Origin of the sequence: Desulfonema magnum (assembly GCF_017377395.1) — a bacterium.
In the GTDB taxonomy this organism is placed as follows: Bacteria; Desulfobacterota; Desulfobacteria; order Desulfobacterales; family 4be13; genus Desulfonema_C; species Desulfonema_C magnum.
Map to the genome: position 1 here is coordinate 2126639 of NZ_CP061800.1, position 18034 is coordinate 2144672.

At 44.8% G+C, this 18034-nt stretch carries 20 protein-coding genes and 1 pseudogene; 15 read left to right on the forward strand and 6 right to left on the reverse strand.

Annotated features, from left to right (window positions below):
- Positions 1 to 55: 55 nt before the first annotated feature.
- From dnm_RS08535 to dnm_RS08545, 3 genes are read left to right on the forward strand one after another with little or no spacing between them, the layout of a single operon-like run.
- Positions 56 to 1093 carry an RcpC/CpaB family pilus assembly protein gene (locus dnm_RS08535; RefSeq protein ID WP_207682247.1) on the forward strand — a complete coding sequence of 346 codons (1038 nt, stop codon included), beginning with the start codon at positions 56 to 58 and terminating at the stop codon, positions 1091 to 1093.
- On the forward strand, positions 1090 to 2589 hold the full coding sequence (locus dnm_RS08540) for a type II and III secretion system protein family protein (protein WP_207682248.1): 1500 nt from the start codon (positions 1090 to 1092) through the stop codon (positions 2587 to 2589). The genes dnm_RS08535 and dnm_RS08540 overlap by 4 nt, the downstream gene beginning before the upstream one ends.
- Positions 2579 to 3172: a hypothetical protein gene (locus tag dnm_RS08545; protein WP_207682249.1), complete on the forward strand. Its 594-nt coding sequence runs from the start codon at positions 2579 to 2581 to the stop codon at positions 3170 to 3172. The genes dnm_RS08540 and dnm_RS08545 overlap by 11 nt, the downstream gene beginning before the upstream one ends.
- A 125-nt stretch (positions 3173 to 3297) precedes the next feature.
- Here dnm_RS08545 and dnm_RS08550 read toward each other — a convergent pair whose 3' ends face one another.
- Together dnm_RS08550 and dnm_RS08555 are read right to left on the reverse strand one after the other, a co-directional pair.
- Positions 3298 to 3672 carry a hypothetical protein gene (locus dnm_RS08550; protein ID WP_207682250.1) on the reverse strand — a complete coding sequence of 125 codons (375 nt, stop codon included), beginning with the start codon at positions 3670 to 3672 and terminating at the stop codon, positions 3298 to 3300.
- A gap of 120 nt (positions 3673 to 3792) precedes the next feature.
- On the reverse strand, positions 3793 to 4410 hold the full coding sequence (locus dnm_RS08555) for a hypothetical protein (RefSeq protein ID WP_207682251.1): 618 nt from the start codon (positions 4408 to 4410) through the stop codon (positions 3793 to 3795).
- Positions 4411 to 4919: 509 nt separating this feature from the next.
- Between dnm_RS08555 and dnm_RS08560 the strand changes: the two genes are divergently transcribed.
- Positions 4920 to 5120: a hypothetical protein gene (locus dnm_RS08560; RefSeq protein ID WP_207682252.1), complete on the forward strand. Its 201-nt coding sequence runs from the start codon at positions 4920 to 4922 to the stop codon at positions 5118 to 5120.
- A 154-nt stretch (positions 5121 to 5274) separates the two neighbouring features.
- Here dnm_RS08560 and dnm_RS08565 read toward each other — a convergent pair whose 3' ends face one another.
- Positions 5275 to 6123, reverse strand: coding sequence for a hypothetical protein (locus dnm_RS08565; RefSeq protein ID WP_207682253.1), 849 nt, complete (start codon positions 6121 to 6123; stop codon positions 5275 to 5277).
- Between the two features lie 473 nt (positions 6124 to 6596).
- Positions 6597 to 6731: a hypothetical protein gene (locus dnm_RS31215; RefSeq protein WP_276571865.1), complete on the reverse strand. Its 135-nt coding sequence runs from the start codon at positions 6729 to 6731 to the stop codon at positions 6597 to 6599.
- Positions 6732 to 7000: 269 nt separating this feature from the next.
- Here dnm_RS31215 and dnm_RS08570 point away from each other — a divergent pair, with 269 nt between their 5' ends.
- From dnm_RS08570 to dnm_RS08610, 10 genes and pseudogenes are all read left to right on the forward strand, one after another.
- Complete coding sequence (locus dnm_RS08570; RefSeq protein ID WP_207679109.1) at positions 7001 to 8476, forward strand: IS4 family transposase; 1476 nt, start codon at positions 7001 to 7003, stop codon at positions 8474 to 8476.
- A gap of 172 nt (positions 8477 to 8648) precedes the next feature.
- Positions 8649 to 8840, forward strand: a complete 192-nt coding sequence (locus dnm_RS08575; RefSeq protein WP_207682254.1) for a hypothetical protein — start codon at positions 8649 to 8651, stop codon at positions 8838 to 8840.
- A complete protein-coding gene (locus tag dnm_RS08580; RefSeq protein ID WP_207682255.1) occupies positions 8776 to 9186 on the forward strand; it encodes an OmpA family protein in 411 nt (136 codons plus the stop codon). Before dnm_RS08575 ends, dnm_RS08580 begins: the two co-directional genes overlap by 65 nt.
- A 194-nt stretch (positions 9187 to 9380) precedes the next feature.
- Positions 9381 to 9671, forward strand: a complete 291-nt coding sequence (locus dnm_RS08585) for a helix-turn-helix domain-containing protein (RefSeq protein WP_207682256.1) — start codon at positions 9381 to 9383, stop codon at positions 9669 to 9671.
- Positions 9671 to 10090, forward strand: coding sequence for a type II toxin-antitoxin system VapC family toxin (locus dnm_RS08590; RefSeq protein WP_207682257.1), 420 nt, complete (start codon positions 9671 to 9673; stop codon positions 10088 to 10090). Before dnm_RS08585 ends, dnm_RS08590 begins: the two co-directional genes overlap by 1 nt.
- 453 nt (positions 10091 to 10543) lie before the next feature.
- Positions 10544 to 10693 (forward strand): annotated as a pseudogene (locus dnm_RS31580) (formylglycine-generating enzyme family protein); the annotation flags it as partial.
- A 40-nt stretch (positions 10694 to 10733) separates the two neighbouring features.
- Complete coding sequence (locus dnm_RS30825) at positions 10734 to 10871, forward strand: hypothetical protein (RefSeq protein WP_246556264.1); 138 nt, start codon at positions 10734 to 10736, stop codon at positions 10869 to 10871.
- A 328-nt stretch (positions 10872 to 11199) separates the two neighbouring features.
- Entirely contained in the window at positions 11200 to 11400 is a 201-nt protein-coding gene (locus dnm_RS08600) for a type II toxin-antitoxin system VapB family antitoxin (protein ID WP_207682259.1), read from the forward strand.
- Complete coding sequence (gene vapC / locus dnm_RS08605) at positions 11397 to 11816, forward strand: type II toxin-antitoxin system VapC family toxin (protein WP_207682260.1); 420 nt, start codon at positions 11397 to 11399, stop codon at positions 11814 to 11816. The genes dnm_RS08600 and vapC overlap by 4 nt, the downstream gene beginning before the upstream one ends.
- A gap of 103 nt (positions 11817 to 11919) precedes the next feature.
- Positions 11920 to 12261, forward strand: a complete 342-nt coding sequence (locus tag dnm_RS08610) for a YheU family protein (RefSeq protein ID WP_353740333.1) — start codon at positions 11920 to 11922, stop codon at positions 12259 to 12261.
- A gap of 39 nt (positions 12262 to 12300) precedes the next feature.
- Here dnm_RS08610 and dnm_RS08615 read toward each other — a convergent pair whose 3' ends face one another.
- A complete protein-coding gene (locus dnm_RS08615; RefSeq protein WP_207682261.1) occupies positions 12301 to 13110 on the reverse strand; it encodes a TP0624 family protein in 810 nt (269 codons plus the stop codon).
- A gap of 33 nt (positions 13111 to 13143) precedes the next feature.
- Entirely contained in the window at positions 13144 to 15075 is a 1932-nt protein-coding gene (locus dnm_RS08620; RefSeq protein ID WP_207682262.1) for a DUF294 nucleotidyltransferase-like domain-containing protein, read from the reverse strand.
- A gap of 1876 nt (positions 15076 to 16951) precedes the next feature.
- Here dnm_RS08620 and dnm_RS08625 point away from each other — a divergent pair.
- Complete coding sequence (locus dnm_RS08625) at positions 16952 to 17878, forward strand: M23 family metallopeptidase (RefSeq protein ID WP_207682263.1); 927 nt, start codon at positions 16952 to 16954, stop codon at positions 17876 to 17878.
- Positions 17879 to 18034: the final 156 nt, after the last annotated feature.

Consider the following 18034-nt stretch of genomic DNA (forward strand, 5'->3'; position numbering starts at 1 on the left):
TTAGAACACCACCCAAAATTTCATCATATGGGGGGGATTTGTTTTTCTCGGACTGATGGTGTCTGATGTGGTTCCTGTCTGTTCAGATATCTCTGCCCCCGAAAGTATGACAACGGCAATACCGGACGCCCCGGGTGACAAAGCATTATTACCAGTTTCTCAGTTCCATCGCACATGTTCCATTCCCGAGGGAATGAGGGCGGTGAACATAAGGGTTTATGAAATTTCAGGAATATCCCGGAAACTCAGAAAAGGAGATTTGACAGACGTCATTGCTGTAAATTTTTTATCTGAAGGTGAGGGGAAAGTATCCAGAACGCTTTTACAGAAAGTTGAAATTTGGGACCGTGGAGATACAGAGGAAGAGGAAGATGAGGAAGAAGGTTTGTCAGAGGTCATTTCCCTGCTGGTGACTCCGGAACAGGCTGCTGTCATCGCCGCATGTTCGAAAACATCCCGGTTCAAAATCTTCGTAAGAAATCCCAAAGACATCAGGGAGACCAAGACAGCCCCGGCTGTGTTTACGCCTGAGTATGGTGCGGGCCTGTTCCGAAACCCTGAGGACGATATCTGTCAGAAGATTCCCATGAATATGCGTGCGGTCAGCGTTCCTGTGACCGATAAAGATGGAATTTGTTCGGTCCTCCGACGCGGAGACCGGGTGGATATTCTTTTCAATGTTGAGTCCTGTGTATTTAAAATGGCTTCCGGTGCCATAGATGATTACGAAACTGATGCGAAAGTTACTTTGGCAGGGAAACGGCACGGGGTCAAAACCGTTTTCCAAGACCTTGAGATTTTGGTTTCAGACAGAAATATCCTCCCGGGGCCTGATGCGGACATGCCTGTAAACTGGGTAACGGTTCTGGTAACCCCGAAAGAAGCTGAAGCACTGGGAGGAATTGTTCAGGGAGTGAGAGGTGCCGTGGTCAGCGGTATCATTATCAGCAGAAACAAAAATGACAGGACCCGGAAAACAGACGGTTTCAAACAGTTAATTCCCGATAAGTCCATGATAAAGAAAAGACAAAATATCCATAAGACGCTTATCTTAAATGGTGTCAAAAAAGTCAAAGTGGAAAAATTTTATTGAAAGATGAACGAATGCTTAATCGCTGTCAGTTGTTTATTGTTTTTATATTTCTAACCATCTGTGTTCCTAATGTTTTACATGCCTCTGTATGTGATGATTTTGCAGAGCCCAGCTGCACAATAGAAATCGAACCTCGCAAATCTTTTGTGAAAAAGACCGAGGAACGTGTGACCAGCATTTCCATCGGAGATGCCGCGCTTGCTGATGTGGAAATGATCACCCCCACGCAGATTCTTATTGTTGCAAAAAAAGAGATGGGGACCACCAACCTCATTATCTGGTACGGAGATGACCGGGCAGAAGTGTGTGAGGTCAATGTCCGCGTTGTCAGGAACCTTGTCAAAGAGATTCAGAAACAGCTTGAAGAGATCGTTCCCCGGGCAAGGGTCAAAGTGCGGAAAGGGAAGGCAGGAATTATTCTGGACGGCGAAGTTGAAAGCCAGGAGATGCTGGACCGGGTGCTGAAACTTAGCGGCACTTTTGGTGTGCCGTCACTGAATCTGATTACGCTGAGAGGTTCCCAACAGGTTCAGCTTGAAGTCCAGATCGCGGAAGTCTCCCGTTCCGCTGAAAAGCAGATGGGGCTGGGAGCCCTTGTCAACGGCCTTAAACTTAATGATCACTGGAACATCGGTATCATGCCCAACGGAACAGTCGCGGGACAGTCCTGGGGATTTTCAGAAGACTGGGAAACCGGGACAGCCCGGGAAACTGTTAATACTACAGTTGGGAAAATAACGGACAAAGCCCTCGAATCCGCCATCCAAATGAGTTCACCTTATGCATCCGCGTTTCAGCTGGCCCTTCATGCGGTTGAGGATAATACGCTTGGCATACTGAGTATATTAAAAGGACAGGGACTTGCCCGGATTCTCGCCAGTCCCACCCTTGTCACCATGAGCGGCCAGGAAGCCAGTTTTCTTGTGGGCGGAGAGTTTCCCATTCCCCTCTGGGGAGAGGGTCTGAGCATCCATTTTAAAAAATTCGGTGTGATGCTCAGATTCACGCCCACAGTGGTGGGAAAAGAAACCATTACCCTCCAGGTCAATCCTGAAGTGAGCAGTCCGGATTACTCACTCTCTATTTTTTCCGGAGGCGCTGCGGTTCCCGGGCTTAAAACCCGGCGGGGATCAACAACCCTGCAACTCAGAGACGGACAGACCTTTGTCATGGCCGGACTTCTCAAAGAAGAGGAACGCACGGTAATTAACAAAATTCCTTTTCTGGGGGATATTCCCATATTGGGAAGCCTGTTCACCAGCAAAGAGTTTCAGAAAGATGAAAGCGAGCTGGTTATCACGGTAACTCCCCGGCTTGTCAGGGCATTGAATCCCAATGAGGTGCCGGCACTTCCCGGCGAGCAAACGAGCGGAGAAATCAGTGACGTGGATTTTTTTCTTCTCAACCGGCTGGAAAAGGAAAAACAGCTTGCAAAAAATAATAATTTGGAAAATATTTCTCCGGCATTTGTCGGAGGCATGGGATTTGCCAGATAAGCACCTGTTTAAACTCGTAGCTCTCGTTCCCACGCTTCGCGTGGGAATGCAGTGCGGACGCTTCGCGTCACGAATCCGAATACCGTGCAGGACGCGAAGCGTCCGAAAGGCATTCCCACGCAAAGCATGGGAACGAGGAAAAGACATTCCCACGCAAAGCATGGGAACGAGGAATCTCGTAGCTCTCGTTCCCACGCAAAGCATGGGAACGAGGAAATACCGTGCAGGACGCGAAGCGTCTGCACTGCATTCCCACGCAAAGCATGGGAACGAGGAAATACCGTGCAGGACGCGAAGCGTCTGCACTGCATTCCCACGCAAAGCATGGGAACGAGGAAATACCGTGCAGACGCTTCGCGTCACGAATCCGAATACCATACAGGACGCGAAGCGTCCGAAAGGCATTCCCACGCAAAGCATGGGAACGAGGAAAAGACATTCCCACGCAAAGCATGGGAACGAGGAAATCCGAATACCGTGCAGGACGCGAAGCGTCCGAAAGGCATTCCCACGCAAAGCGTGGGTGTTAAAAACCTCGCAGGTCTCACAGTCTCAGCTCCGTGCTGAAGTAAATATTCGGTAAACCCCTGCCGCTCCCGCGAGATTGCCAAATCCCGCGGGACGGCGCTTCGGATTTATCAATCCGAACCGAGCCTGGGTGAACTCGACGGGTTTTTCCGAATACCTATGTGCTGAACGAGATAAGCTTTAGAAATTCAGCCAACTGGAGTCATTTGTTTCTTCCTTAAAAATTTCCGTGATCTCATCAGGTCCGCCGCTTCCCCAGCCAAAGTCCTGATCAACAAAAAGGCGGTTTCCAGTAGCGGTCGGATAATTTCCTCCGTCCGAAAGACTGCCGTCTCCGTCAAAGGCCATTGCTTTCTGCCACTGCCATCCGGAGTAATTCGTATCTGTGGATGCGATGTCCGTGGTGCTTGATGAATTAATCCGAACGATTTTTCCACAACCCTGAGAATCAAAGAATCCGTTAAAAGAGCCATAAACATTGCCATCAGCATCCGCTTCGAAATCATTGGGCCCGAGATCAGTACCACTCCAGTCCGGCGGATCAATAGTCGCCAAAACATCGCTGTTGTCGAATACATAGATGTTGTAGGTGCTGCCAGACAGACCGGTAACGAGGTCTCCGTCACCATTAAAAGCAAATCCGTTGGAGTATCCGCCAATTTCCGCGACCTTTTTCTAGGAACTGCCGTTTCTGATGAAAATCGCATGGGGATCACTCCAGGCATCGCTTGCTTTTCCGGCGAAGAATGGCGTCCATACATTCGCGGATGTCTCCAGCCATTCCACTTCCCATGCGGCCGGCTGATCATATTTATAGGTCACGTTGCTGAGAATGTTGTTCGGACTGTCTCCGCCATTTTTAGAAAAGTCGGCATCTACGGTATACCATGCCCCGTCACCTGAGTTGTCCGTATAAGAACACCATATCTCATTTTCGTCCGGATGCACTTTGACAGCCTGAGAATAAAGCGTGGAAGTACTTTCTTTTACCTGAATTGCTTCCACTTCGTTTCCTTCATAGTCAAAAATTCTGACATATATATGATACTTGCTGTCTGAGTATCCGTCCTCGCATTTGATAAAGCACGGAGTGTCATTCGTACCCACATAAGCCGTATCCAGTCCTCCGGAGTACTTCTTGCCAGTTACGCTGTCCATGAGGTAATCCTCGGCATCATAACCTGTTACCGTGTTGAGACGATCCGAGTTATCCGTACCCCACGCAGGCGTTACCAGAAAACAAAAACATGCAATGATCGCAACACAATGAAATCTGTTTTTCCAATTTTTCATAATACCAACTCTCCTTTTTAATGTTGCCCAATTTTTTGGGAATCTTGATGTTTAAAATTTACTGATCTTTGCCAGCCGGCTCCTTTTATGCCAAAAAGCAAAAAAATCATTGTGAAGTTTCCAAAGCCTCGAACTTCGGGTGTAATCAGAAGTGCCATGCGAAGCTCGTTTACAAAGATAACTACCTGAAATTAAATGCTTTAATTATCTGATATTTAAAAATCTGACATTTTTAATTACACCCTCTGAATTTGCCCGTCATAATTTACTCGGACACCTATGATGCGTTAATATTTTATACCTGCCCCATATATCCCCCCCCTTTCTTTAACTCAAGAATCAAGTATTTTGATCTGATCCGGCCAGGCAGTCTGTCATTCCCGCTTTCGCAGGAATGAGGAAAAAAACTTGATTATCGAGTTTAAATGACCCTCAAAAAATTTCCGACACGGATATTTTTATTTCAGCCATTTCATCATTCTGTTGTCTGAACTTGGAATTTACCGCGAATGGATCCTGTCAATGCCTTAATCCTTGAACCAGGGTCCAGACAGACATACACAGATGCAATATCAATGCCAAAAATAGGGGGAGAGGCATTTTTAAGGAGGAGTATAAAAAAAATATATAAATTAAAAAGGTTATCTGAAAATAAAAATAGAAATAAACTCCTGACCTGTCTTTTTCAAATCAGAAAAATTCCCAGTTGATAGGAAATTATCTTTTTTGATAAGACATGTTAAAATTTATCAATACATTTTATTATATAATACAGTTTATTAGACTTTTCCTATGACGCTGGACAAATTTTTATCTCATCGGACTGACTGTTTCTCAAAAAAATCGGATTTTCGGGGCAGGCAGTTATCCCTGGGAAAGTTTTCTTAAAATATAGACAGCTTCCTCGATTCCGATCTTCCCGTCAGAATTTACATCAGCGTCAGGATTCACCTCCGCACCCGAGGCATCTCCTGTGATCACTTTTAATGCCAGTATGAGGTCTTTCAGATCAATGATGACCTGGCTGTCGCGGGCATCAACATCGCCGATGATGAAATTTGTGTCGGCAGACACCTCGGAGATATTTCCGACCACGTCTCTGAATCGGACATATACGGTTTTATTACCTGCCCCTTTGCCCAGCATCCATTCTTTGGAATTTGTCATAGCTTCCCATTCGCCATCTGCTCCGCCGTAATTATTACTGATATATATCTCGGACGCGCCCTCTGCTTCCAGAGACAGGGTGACAAGCCGCTTTGAAATGCTTTCCGGCATTAAAACGCTTATCCCGGAAGGCGGAACCACATCAATGCGGTAAGGACCGGCACTTGCTGTCAGACCGATTTCCCCCTCCTCATCCACGGCAGCAATATGAAAATAATAGGCCACATCATCCGGCTCTGATTCAGCGTAATCATCACTGATGCCAATTTCTATTTTGACAGGAACAATACCGAGCGTATTCAGATCATCAAATGTATATTCCGCTTCTGTGTTAAACAGGGCATAGTAGCTGATATCAGCAGGGCTTCCCAAAGGCGGATCCCAAAGTGTCTTTATTTCGGAAATGCCGGAAGGTTGGTCAATATCATGTGTTACGGACGCCAGATTCCGGACAGTTCCGAGCTGCTGACCTGTTGCGGAGTTGGTATAACAAACGAAGAGTAATATAAAAAAAATAATATTTAATCTGTGTTTTCTGTGTTTCATTTTTCATCCTGAAAAAGAAACCGGGCCTTTCAGACCCGGTTTCCTGATTCTCATCAGATGGAAATCTCCCTTTGACTTCGGCGTGAGTTCACTCGGGGGATGCCGGGGGATTTTTTCAGTTGCTCCCCTGCGCCCTCTCGCAATACTGTTGACTTAAGGCTGAACAGGTTTTCCAGTACTCTTTCCGGAGTGCGAAAAATGCTTTTTCGCAATTGCAAAAATAAAATTTTTGCACTGAGGCTGAACAGGTTTTCCAGTACTCTTTCCGGAGTGCGAAAAATGCTTTTTCGCAATTGCAAAAATAAAATTTTTGCACTGAGGCTGAACAGGTTTTCCAGTACTCTTTCCGGAGTGCGAAAAATGCTTTTTCGCAATTGCAAAAATAAAATTTTTGCACTCCGGATCCGTCCGGAACTTCTTAGGTCAGCTGCATTGGTGGGTCCCTCAGGGGGATTTCCATCTGTTGATCCGATTTATTCATCCCATTCTTTGTCAAACAAGAATATTACAGGTGTGCCTGCCTCAATGCCTTGTGCATCCTTACGCTGACTCACGCCGATGCCTTTTTGCCCGCGGGCCCATAGCTGAGGCATATCTTTGCCAATCACTTTGAACTTCAGCTGATAGCGCTCATTCGGACTCAGACTGGTAATTTTGAACGCTCCGCTGTTATCCCATAGGTGTAAAGTTAAGGAACTGCTGAATTGTAAAAATATCCTTTTATAACATATGGTTGTTGTTTAAATAAAATGCAAGAAATGCCGTGTCGCAAATTACTTTTTCATTGCATCTCTCAGCACATGCTGATATTCCGGACTGTGTGAAAAAAACAAAATATCCGACAATCTCATAAGATCATATTTGGGAGGACTGTGCAATGATAAATAAACAGATTAAAATTGATGTCAGAACAGTTAAAAAGTTTTTCAAAAAAGGAAAGATCAGAAAAATAGCTGAAAAAACCGGTTTCATAAAGAGAAAACGGAAATTGGACGCATTCGAATTTTTCATATCGCTGACTTTCGGTTCGCTGACAACGACCACAATAACTCTGGGTGCCATAGCGGAAAATCTGTCCGAATGTATTTCAAGGGCGGGAATAAATGACCGTTTTAATCAGTATGCCATTGATTTTCTGACAGAAGTTTTTTCATTTTTTTTCAGAACGGCGACTGAAAACGGACATAATATCAATATTGACGTATTAAATCAGTTCGGCAGAGTGAATATTATTGACAGTTCGTCATGGGAGCTGCCCCCGGGCCTGAAATCCGCATTTCCGGGATATAACATTGCGGGTTGCAAAGTTCAGTTAATGTATGATTACAAAACCGGAGTGATTCAGCTGTTTGATATAAAAAAACAAACGTGTAACGATCAGAGTTATTCGAAGACACTGGGCGATCAGATCAGCGCGGATGATCTGCTTATTTTCGATCTGGGATATTCAATTGCGGACATGCTGAAAATAACTGATGACAAAGAAGCCTTTTTCATATCCCGTTTTAATTATTCCGGAATCGGTCTGTATATAAAGAAAGGGGAAGAATATGAGAGAATCGGAATCTCGGAGATATTGAAAAAGCTGAACGGCAATGAGACAATATTTGAATTCGAATGTTATACGGGAAACAAAGAGAAAAAGATAAAGATACGCTTTTTCGCAGTCAGAGTTCCGGAAGAAGTTGCAAACAAAAAACGGAGAAAAATGTGTCAGAATGCCAAAAAGAAAGGAAGAACCCCCAAGAAAGAATCACTGCGACTGTGTGAGTGGAACTTTATGATGACAAATATTCCTGCTGAGAAAACGGAGGATGTGAGAACCATCCTTGCATTTTATCCGATCAGATGGTCTGTGGAATTATTTTTCAAACAGTTTAAATCGGTATTGAACATTCATAAAACAGAAGTAAGAAACAATGAGGACAGGCTCAGGTGCGAAGTATTGGGAAAAGCGATAGTTGTGATGTTCATATCCTACTGTTATTCGAATGCCAGATCAGAGGCATGGCGGATACTCGGCGAAGAGGTAAGTATTGACAAGACAGTGAAATATTTCAGAAGAAACATAGCCGGTCTGACAGTGCTGCTTTCGGATTCTGCTGACAAAGCGGCAAAACATGTCAGGAAAATGATAGCAAAAATAACTGACACATGCCGGAAAGAGAGGCAGAAAAGCAGAAAAAACTCCCTTGATGTACTTATCGACGGAGCAGTTCTTGAAAACTATAAATATGTAAAGGTAAACCTCTCGGAACTCGGGCAGCCGGGTAAAGGCATGCCTCTGTCTTTCCGTCTTTTCAATCTGATAAATGTGAATTTATTTTTTGAAATCATACCGTTAGCAGGTTAGTTAAGTATCCTTAACTTTACACCTATGGGGATCAATCCCCCGTCTGATAGCCAAAGCAGCCTGAAGGCAGCTATAAACAGCCTGCTTCAGCAGGCTTGAGCTTTCAGCCCTGACATTTATGTCGGGGCGGTTGCTTCAAGTTTCAAATTACAAATTACAAGGGAGATAAATTATGAAAACATTGCTGTGTTATGTATTGTTTTTTATGGTAATTTTCGGTATGTCTGTGGAAAAGGCCGAAGCCGAGGAGCCGCTTCAGTTTCCCACCACCCGGAAGGATATTTCGGATGCGCTCAGTCGTGATCTGGGCAGTCCCAAGGAGCTTCAGTCCTGCCAAAAGTATCCCCTCGGAGATTGCCGATGACAAACCCAGGGTCGGCGCGCTGATTCAGTTCGACTTTGATTCTGATGCCGTCAGATCCGAATCATACCCGCTGCTGAGAGAATTCGGCGCGGCATTTCAGGAGGATTTGCCGGATGCCGTGTTTGTCGTTGAGGGACATGCGGACAGCAAAGGCACGGATGAATACAACATGGATCTGTCCCGGAGACGGGCCAGGGCCGTGAAGGCGTTCCTGACATCCGTGTTCCAGATTGAGGAAAGCCGTCTGAATGTCAGAGCGTATGGTGAGAGCCGTCCCATCGCATCCAACGACACGGAACACGGCAGAGCGCTGAACCGCAGGGTGGAGTTTGTCCGGGAGAAATAGATCATCCGGAGTGCCAAACTTACAGTTTGGCAAACGCACCGGAGTTTTGAGACATGAGATATGTTGCAAAAACTGTAGATTCGGCACTCCGGGGCGACAGCGTGGTAACGAGATAAACGAGATACTCACGGTTGCTGATGCGTTGCGAACTTCGGTTCTCACAATTAAACCTTAAAACTGAAAGGGTGAAAGATATGAGCCATATTCTGATAAAAAATGTTTTCACTTTAAAAGAGGTGGCCGAATATCTGCGTGTTCCCGAGGAAAAAATCGAAAGACAGGTGCTTCGGGGCAGAATTCCGGGCCGCAGAATCGAAGATGAATGGCGTTTTCTGAAGACTGCCATAGATGACTGGCTGCGAAGCCACGATGCAAGAATGATATTGCTGAATCAGGCGGGTGTGTTCTCAGATGACGAAACATTGGATGAGCTTCGTATGGCAATATATTCGAAGCGGGGGAGGCCGGAAGCGGAACTTTTCTGATGCACATCCTTGACACAGACACCCTTACACATTTACATGCGGGTCATCCGAATGTAATTGCAAATCTTAAAAAGCTCGATGATCCCGATGTGAGAATCACGGTGATTACCAAAATAGAACTGCTGCGCGGCCGTTTCGAATTTTTGCTGAAGGCATCTGATCGGAACCAGTTGGTAAGAGCTCAGAAATTACTTAACCGAACCGAGGAACTTCTTTCTCAGATTCCGGTGCTGATGATGGATGAAAAATCCGCAACACGATTTGAGGAACTGAAAAAGTTGAAAAAATTACATAAAATCGGCCGTGCTGATATTCTGATTGCCAGTATGACCCTCGCTCATCAGGCTGTGCTTGTAACCCGTAATGTTCGGCATTTTAAACATGTGCCTAATTTGGCACTTAAAAACTGGGTTGACTGAATTAATTTTTGTCTGCCCTGCAATTTCATTTCACTCATCTCGTTCCCATGCTTCGCGTCACTGCCATTAAGTTAAGCTTCCGGAGTGCGAAAATTATTTTTCGCATTCTTGCCGGAAACTCTTTTTGCCACCCCGGATGAGTCTTAACTTAATGGCAGTGACGCTTCGCGTGGGAATGCAGCCCGGACGCTTCGCGTCCCGTGACAAATTGGGGAACGAGACAACACGGAGATGAAGATGATTGATGGAGATAATAATGTCTTAGGCTGATACGAGACGTGAAGCGTCTCTGTTGCATTTCCGATTGCATGGTACGGAGGTAACAGTTGTGTTGACTATTCGGGTGGCTATGATGGGTGTTCCGGCTGGAGCGAAAGACAGTATCCCTGTGCGAATACATGCGGTATTCATACGGTTTCCCGGAAAGCACTGAATAATTGGGGTTTGTATGATATGATTGGCAATGTTTGGGAATGGTGTCAGGACTGGTACGGGGATTATCCGTCAGGTTCCGTCACCGACCCCCGGGGACCGTCCACAGGCTCGTACCGTGTCCTTCGGGGCGGCTGTTGGGACTACTGCGCCGGGTACTGCCGGTCGGCGCTTCGGAGCCGCTACTCGCCGGACCGCCGGAGCCTCATCCTTGGCTTCCGCCTTGCCCTCTCCCCAGCTCGCCAGGTTGGCGGATGCCGACCTGCCGACCCATGGACAGAATCCTGTCCCTTCTCCGGAAGGGCAAAAAGCAGACACCGTGACGGTGCTGGTAGTCCGGATCGGATGATCGGACCAAGGTTTCGGCACGGTTTTAAAAATCGCATAATGAAACGGGCTGATTATAACGGATTTAGGGGAGGCCAGTCAAGCCCCGTGGGGGTGGCATATTTGTAGCGAATATGCCGCCCCCACGGGGCCTGACCGGGTCCTGCAAACCTTGCCACAAATATGCCCCGCCCTTACAGGGCTTGGTCGGCCCTCCCCTAAATCCGTTATAATCAGTAAATATTTTGCTTGTAGTGAGTACATTATTCATGATAATTTTTTAAATATTTGTAACACACCGGAAAAATAAAGAATCAGAATTTTTATCATATGAAAGAGGAGGAAAAATTATGCTTACAGACATTCAAATCAATAATGAATTGCTTGAACAAGCCAAGTGCCTGGGAGGAGATCATACAGAATGCGAACTCATAAACAAGGCACTTGAGGAATATATCCGAAAACGAGAACGTATTAAAATATTAAAGTATTTCGGTAAATTTGATTTTGATCCGGAATATGATTATAAAGAGGAAAGAAGAAGACGATGATTTTGGTTGACACTTCAGTTTGGTCACTGGCATTCCGCAGACCAAAACATAATATGGGAATACCTTACGAAGTAAATACATTGCATAAGCTGATTGAAAATGATGACCTCCTCGCTCTGCCGGGTATTGTTCTTCAGGAATTACTTTCCGGCCTGCGTGAAGAGGCACAGTTTAATCGGCTGCGGAGGCTGCTGAAACCTTTTCCGGTCATTCTTGCGACACAGGATGATCACATCACTGCGGCCCGAATAGCCAATCTCTGTCGAAGCTCAGGCGTGGCAACATCTCCTACGGATTGCCTGATTGCTGCCATTGCAATCACTCGGAATGCGGAACTTTTTACCGCTGACAGGGATTTTGTTTACATGGCGGAACATTGTTCTTTAAGGCTCTTTTCAGAGGTTCATGCGGACTGAACTCATTATGATAATTTAATTTTCCTGAGTTCTGCGGTCTCCTGCTGATAATCCTTTCTCGTTCCCCGGCTCTGTTCAGACACGGTGTTACAGAAGACGAAATTTGGGAAGTGTTTCTCAATATACGATTATTGGTATCAATTCAAAGTATTACAGATTCCATATCCAGAACACGGATACTAACCAAACATCGGTGGGTAAAAAGAAAATGAGCAATCTTGTCATCATTCCTTATGATCAGCTAACTCCCGAGGCCCTGCAGGGACTCATTGAAGAATTTGTCACGCGGGAAGGAACAGAATATGGGGACAGGACATTTTCCCTGGAAGAAAAAGTCGCGCAGGTCAGAAGCCAGTTGAAAAGCGGGAAAGCGCTTATTACTTATGATGAGCGTAACCAGACCTGCAATATTGTATCTGAAAAGCAGATGAAAATAAGTACCTAACCTGTCCTGCGCGACTGACAATTGTCAAGTGAAAGCGGACTAATCCGCCACAATCATCACACGGCATTTTTTCAGCAAAGACCCGGCCGCTTTCAATCTGGCCGCATCCGAGTTGCTGATAATAATATCAGCGCGTGCGGGGCCTTCGGTTTTCAACCCTCTGACCGTGAGAGGCTTGCCTGTAACTCGATGATTTTTCGAAGCATTCTGGACACTTTTGGCATAACCGGCCATTCCCTGTTTTACAGCGCACTCCCGCGGGACAACGGATGTGCCATAGATTTCCTGACCGTTTTCATCCAGTATTTTCGGTGCCATGGCCGGCCTGATCCCAAGTCCTTTGGCATCAATAATCAGCCCTGTATAAACAGATTTTTCAGAAAGGGGAAAAGTGGCGTTGATAACAGGACCGTTGGAGACCGGGAGAACAAGCTCCGCCAACTTGCCGCGGAGGTTCATTTCCATCGTGACTTCCGCTGTCCCATCGGACAGATATTCCTGACGGATGATATGCGCGGCTTTGACAAGACCTGACACCTGAGACATCATTCTATCACCTAGCTCTCTGACCGCCTTACGGGAATCAATCCTGACCCCCCGGGTGACTTCAAGAAGGTGACGCAGGGCATCCGCTTTTGCAGCTCTTAAAGCCAGCGCCCGCGCCTGGGGTCTGCCAAAGAACCTTTGTGGCGGTGTACCGACCCCCGAGGCCGTAACAGTCCCTCTGGTCCAGTTGATACTGCCGTTTGCCTTGGTTTCCACAATATCGGATGAGTCATCACAATACCCGGAAATGGAAAACACCACCAAAAGCGGAATCGCCAAAAATAAAATTGAACTGTTTTTCATAATACCCCCTCCTTTCAAATTTCTCATGACACCTTAAAACCGTGTCAGATGGGTAACGCTGAACGTTTTATTTACAAGCTTTTGCAGGTGAGCCACACCTGACAGGGCATCTTTTAAAATCATTTTCTCCTTTTTTTTCAGACTGTAAGGATCAATGTAATTTTCCGGTTCTTCCCCCTGTTTTTGCTTTTTCATGTTTTCACATATCCTGAACATCATCAGGGTTTCAAAACTGGCACCAAAAAATTCAGCGTCTTCTGCTGAAATCACGCCTTGTTCTTCGAGTTGCTTCAGCCTGCCAAAAGTGGAGGGTTCGCTGATTTTATTTTTCAAAGCAAATATCCGTATGCTGTTTACAATATGCGCGGAACCGGATTTCTTGAGATCAATCTGATTTTTATGAGGGCCGCTTTTTTCCGTCACAAATGTCCCCAAAAAACTGATAGGGAGCTTGTACTGGGAATCATCCTTTGTTATCATATGCCGGGCGGTCAGACATGCCTCAGATGCCCTGAAAATTTCATCCCATAATTTCTCCGCCAGGGACATATTTCCCCAGATTGGTCTGTAATCTAAAAGAATTGTAAGCATTCTGATGTGTTCAGGATCATAGGACCGGCTCCGGTTCTGAATGGCCGATATCCACGCACTCAGGGACCTCCGCCATTTCGGATTTGTCGCCATGACATCTCCTTTGCATTTGACAAATCCGCATTTGCTGAAACCTTCAATGATGAGTTCCGAAAGTTTGGCAAAATACTTGTCAACCGCTTCCGTATTTTCTTCTTCAGGATCATTATAAACAATGGCATTGTCCTGGTCTGTTCTCAAAGTCTGCTCATAGCGTGCCCCGCTTCCCATGTTTATCCAGCAGTATTCAACAGGCGGAGGTCCCCAGCCTGTCAGCTTCATCTTTTCTTCTGACAGATAAATGACTCTGCGTGACAATCGCTCATGGAGTTCGGACATCACCTCAAATATCTCATGAACAGCCGTTTTTTCCGCTATCAGCGTATCCAAAATATTATCCGCCTCACGACTCAGGGAGGAAAGTCCTTTCAGGTCTGTCTGGGATTCGATATCCTGACTTAACAGGAGATTTCCGGTGCTGCGGCTTCGGATAAGGTCAATCATGGTGATGATGCCCACAAGGCTTTCTCTTTCTGTTACAATAAGATGTCTTGCGTTTCTTCTTATCATTGCGACAAGGGCCTGTCCTAAAAAAAATTCAGGACCGATTTTGACCAGATTGCTGTTCATAACCTTTTCCACGGTGCATTGAGAAACAGAATACATCTGGTTGGCGATAAGCTGTCTGACGAGATTTTTTTCTGTAAGGAGGCCCCGGGGTTTTTCCTCATTATCCAGCACAACCACGGCGCTGATATTTTTTTCATCCATGATTTTTGCAACATCCGTAACCGTGTCGCTTGTGCGACAGGTGATCACACGAGACGACATGATTTCGCTGACCCGCTTTTTGAAAAGAGGAGACTCAGCACAGGCATAAGTCTCATAGGTCTGTTCCGCCAATATCTCCTTATAAAGCATACGCATACGCTCGGCGAGCAGTGCGTTGAAGAAGCCGGAAAATTCCGGATAGGTATGGATCAGATGTTCCAAATCTTTTCTTTTAATCAGGCAGCAGGTCAGCTGCTCTTTCACCCTTGCAGAGCCAGGGTATCTCTGCCGGGATATCACAACCGTCTCACCGAAAAAATCATATGCGCGGCGAAGCGCGACAACGGTTTCAATACCCCTGTCGTTTGTCACCGTTATTTCAACAAGGCCCGATACAATGATAAATAAGCAGTCCAAACTGGGGCTGCCCTGTTTAAATATATATGTATTGGGATGATATTCTCTGACTTCAGTTTTGCGAGAAAGCCGCTCTAAAACATTTGTGTCTAGCATTTCAAAGGGATCGGCTTTCATGAGAATTTTCAGTATTTCTTTTCTGTCCATCACCATCTCCGGAATTGAGGAACGTTTTTCAGTGGTTGAAGACCTCCTAAGTTTTGAAAACTTTGGAAACCCGGTGTTGATTAACCCCCTGATTTTCTGTATCACTTTCTCTGTATTTTTATCAAGCGAAATCTCAGTGCTGAAGCATGAGTTTTTATTCAGCAGGCATTTTGGAGCAAAAATTGATAAAATTTGCCCCTGACAATAAATTCATATATTGAAATGATCTTCAGAGGTCATTAATGATGATTATATCGCGGAAAATTACTCTGTATGCACGCACTTCTCCCTCAGCTGTTAATATTTCATATGTTTCCGATGTGAGACTAAGCCAGCCGGAGCTGAAAATTTCTGCTGAACCGTTTTATAACCATATTAAGTACCTGATCAAAAGTTTTTTATACATATTTTTTTCTGTGAACGGCGGAGAAACCCGGCTTTTTCCTTTACGGGCGGCGGCTCATTCCGGAAAAAAAGCCGGGTTTCTTTCCCGTGCGAATATCGAAGACTTATGGTTAGGTACTTATGTTCTGACCGGGGGCCGGCTATTGTTTCCCGAATAAACTGAAGCGACTTTACCCATCATAATCATTGCGGTCAGGCATTACGGGTTTGAGAATGCAATTGATACTGGACTGATGAATGAACAACAACTTGCTGAACAATGGATAATTGCCTATGTTGAGTCTTTGGCACAAAAAAGAAGAGGTATGACACCTATAGATGAACCATGTTATGATTGGGTTGGAATATTATGTGAAAACCTTAACAAACTATGAAATCAAGCAGACTGCTTCATAATTCATTAAGCAAAAAACGTACCATAAGAAGCCTGTCTCTGACAATTGTATTCAAAAGCAGGATATGGCTACCTCTGAATACTCTCTTTGCCCCATTGACTTTTCCCTTTGTTTGCTATAATAAAAATTTTATTTAAAAATTTATCCATCTGATTCCGGGGGGTGTAATTAAAAGTGTTAGGTTTCAAAATTATTGGATAGCCACCGTATGTAATTTCAGATAGTTATATCTCTGAATGGGCTTCACCTGGGGTGATGAAAATGTCACAAACCGGGCTGACAATTGCGATCTCATTTTTATTCCGCAAATTTTTTATGACTTAAAAATCAGGCAGTTAAAAAATGAGGGGAATAAAAACGGGATCAGCTTTTTCAGAGCCTTGGAAACATTTTCATCACCCCAGGCTTCACCTAACACTTTTAATTACACCCCTTAAAAAAATAAAGTGTTATCTGATTCATATCCTCCAAATTGGAAAGGCCTGCAAAGTGAGTGGTGCATCCGGTTCAGTTCCCCGGATATCAGGACACTGAGTCTTATTCATCACTGCCTGTGCAGGACTGGCAAAAATATATCTGAATGCAAAAAAAATTTTGATCGGGTAACTTAACAAGCATATGATCTTGACAGCCCCATAAAATTTATGATAGAAATCTGTTTGTCGAATATCTCTATCTGAATATAACTTGCTGGAATTAATGCTTTTTTTATGTAAAAGTCCTGTCGTTTGCAAAACAGCAGCAGATCGGAAATTCCCCTCTCAGGGAAAATCCGGATCAGATGTCTCAGACTTTTCGATCTGTTGAATATAATTATGGAACATACTGGAAAATCCTTTTCAAAGGGGGGCAGAGGGAATTTTCATCTACTGACAATAGAAAAGGCGATTGGCCCGAAGGGGCAACCTATTTCAAGAATTGACGTTTGAATAAAAAACGCCGAGTTCACAGAATGTTTCAGGGCTGCATTCGGGCTGAGAGCAGAATGTCTGTTCAAACATCATTTTAAAAACATAGTGTGACTGATTGAAATCGTCTGAATTGTCAAAACCGATAAAAAAATAAAACTATTTGTTATGAGCGGAAAAATCACCTTTTTTATATTCGGTAAGAGCGGAGCTCCGGTAAAACAGTTAAGCGTTTCCAGAGCTTTTTTGTTTTTTCTGGGTTTCTTTGCAGTTTCCTTTACGGCTGCCGCGGGTTTTGGTGTTTATGATTATTATCATCTTAAAATGGCTTCATTTGACGCGCAGGATATTGAAAGCAACATTAAAAGCCATTTGGACGAAATCGTGCATCAGCGGAAACAGATTCAGACTTTTGCCGATGAAATTAACTCATTAAAGTCAGAACTGGTGGCACTGAACAATTTTGAAAACCAGATACGAATTATCGCGGGAATTGATAATTCAGATAAACAAAAAGGGCTTCTGGGAATTGGCGGCTCAATACCCGAAGACCTAAATCCTAAAATTGATCTCAAGGAAAAACACAACAGCCTTATGCGTGAGATGCATGACCAGGTAAAACAGCTTCATCTGGTTTCGAGTGTTCAGGAACAAGGATTTGAAACCCTTATGAAACACCTTGTTGATCAGGGCAATCTGCTGGCCCATACGCCCGCAATCCGTCCCACAAAGGGAATCGTAACCTCCCGATTCGGGAGCCGAAGATCCCCGTTTACCGGCAGGAGCGAATTCCATGAAGGATTGGACATCGCAAACCGGCATGGCACGTCTGTTGTTGCCTCGGCAGACGGTGTGGTGACATATGCGGCTCCAAAAGGTTTCTGGGGGAATATGATATTAATCAATCACGGTCATGGAATGGTTACGCGATACGCGCATCTCAGCAAAATATTGAAAAAATCCGGTGACAGAATAAAACGAGGAGATATTATAGGTAAAATTGGCACCACAGGACGAAGCACAGGGCCCCACCTCCACTATGAAGTCCACCTTAACGGAATACCGGTTAATCCTGAAAAATACATATTAAACTGATACCCGACAAAATAAATTTTGACAGGTAAGGACCTCCGAGGGTTCGGAAACCGCGGAGGTCTGATGTCCTGCTGACCTCTCAGAATTAATTTGATCGGGTATTAAATTGTTAAGTGGTTAAGGGATGATAACTCAATACATTTCCATTTCTGACCC

Coding starts and splice junctions, on each gene's coding strand:
- dnm_RS08535 (WP_207682247.1), top strand. CDS start 56: ATGGTGTCTGATGTGGTTCCTGTCTGTTCAGATATCTCTGCCCCCGAA.
- dnm_RS08555 (WP_207682251.1), bottom strand. CDS start 4,410: ATGAAAAATTGGAAAAACAGATTTCATTGTGTTGCGATCATTGCATGT.
- dnm_RS08560 (WP_207682252.1), top strand. CDS start 4,920: ATGGATCCTGTCAATGCCTTAATCCTTGAACCAGGGTCCAGACAGACA.
- dnm_RS08565 (WP_207682253.1), bottom strand. CDS start 6,123: ATGAAACACAGAAAACACAGATTAAATATTATTTTTTTTATATTACTC.
- dnm_RS08570 (WP_207679109.1), top strand. CDS start 7,001: ATGATAAATAAACAGATTAAAATTGATGTCAGAACAGTTAAAAAGTTT.
- dnm_RS08575 (WP_207682254.1), top strand. CDS start 8,649: ATGAAAACATTGCTGTGTTATGTATTGTTTTTTATGGTAATTTTCGGT.
- dnm_RS08585 (WP_207682256.1), top strand. CDS start 9,381: ATGAGCCATATTCTGATAAAAAATGTTTTCACTTTAAAAGAGGTGGCC.
- dnm_RS08590 (WP_207682257.1), top strand. CDS start 9,671: ATGCACATCCTTGACACAGACACCCTTACACATTTACATGCGGGTCAT.
- dnm_RS08600 (WP_207682259.1), top strand. CDS start 11,200: ATGCTTACAGACATTCAAATCAATAATGAATTGCTTGAACAAGCCAAG.
- vapC (WP_207682260.1), top strand. CDS start 11,397: ATGATTTTGGTTGACACTTCAGTTTGGTCACTGGCATTCCGCAGACCA.
- dnm_RS08615 (WP_207682261.1), bottom strand. CDS start 13,110: ATGAAAAACAGTTCAATTTTATTTTTGGCGATTCCGCTTTTGGTGGTG.
- dnm_RS08620 (WP_207682262.1), bottom strand. CDS start 15,075: ATGGACAGAAAAGAAATACTGAAAATTCTCATGAAAGCCGATCCCTTT.
- dnm_RS08625 (WP_207682263.1), top strand. CDS start 16,952: ATGAGCGGAAAAATCACCTTTTTTATATTCGGTAAGAGCGGAGCTCCG.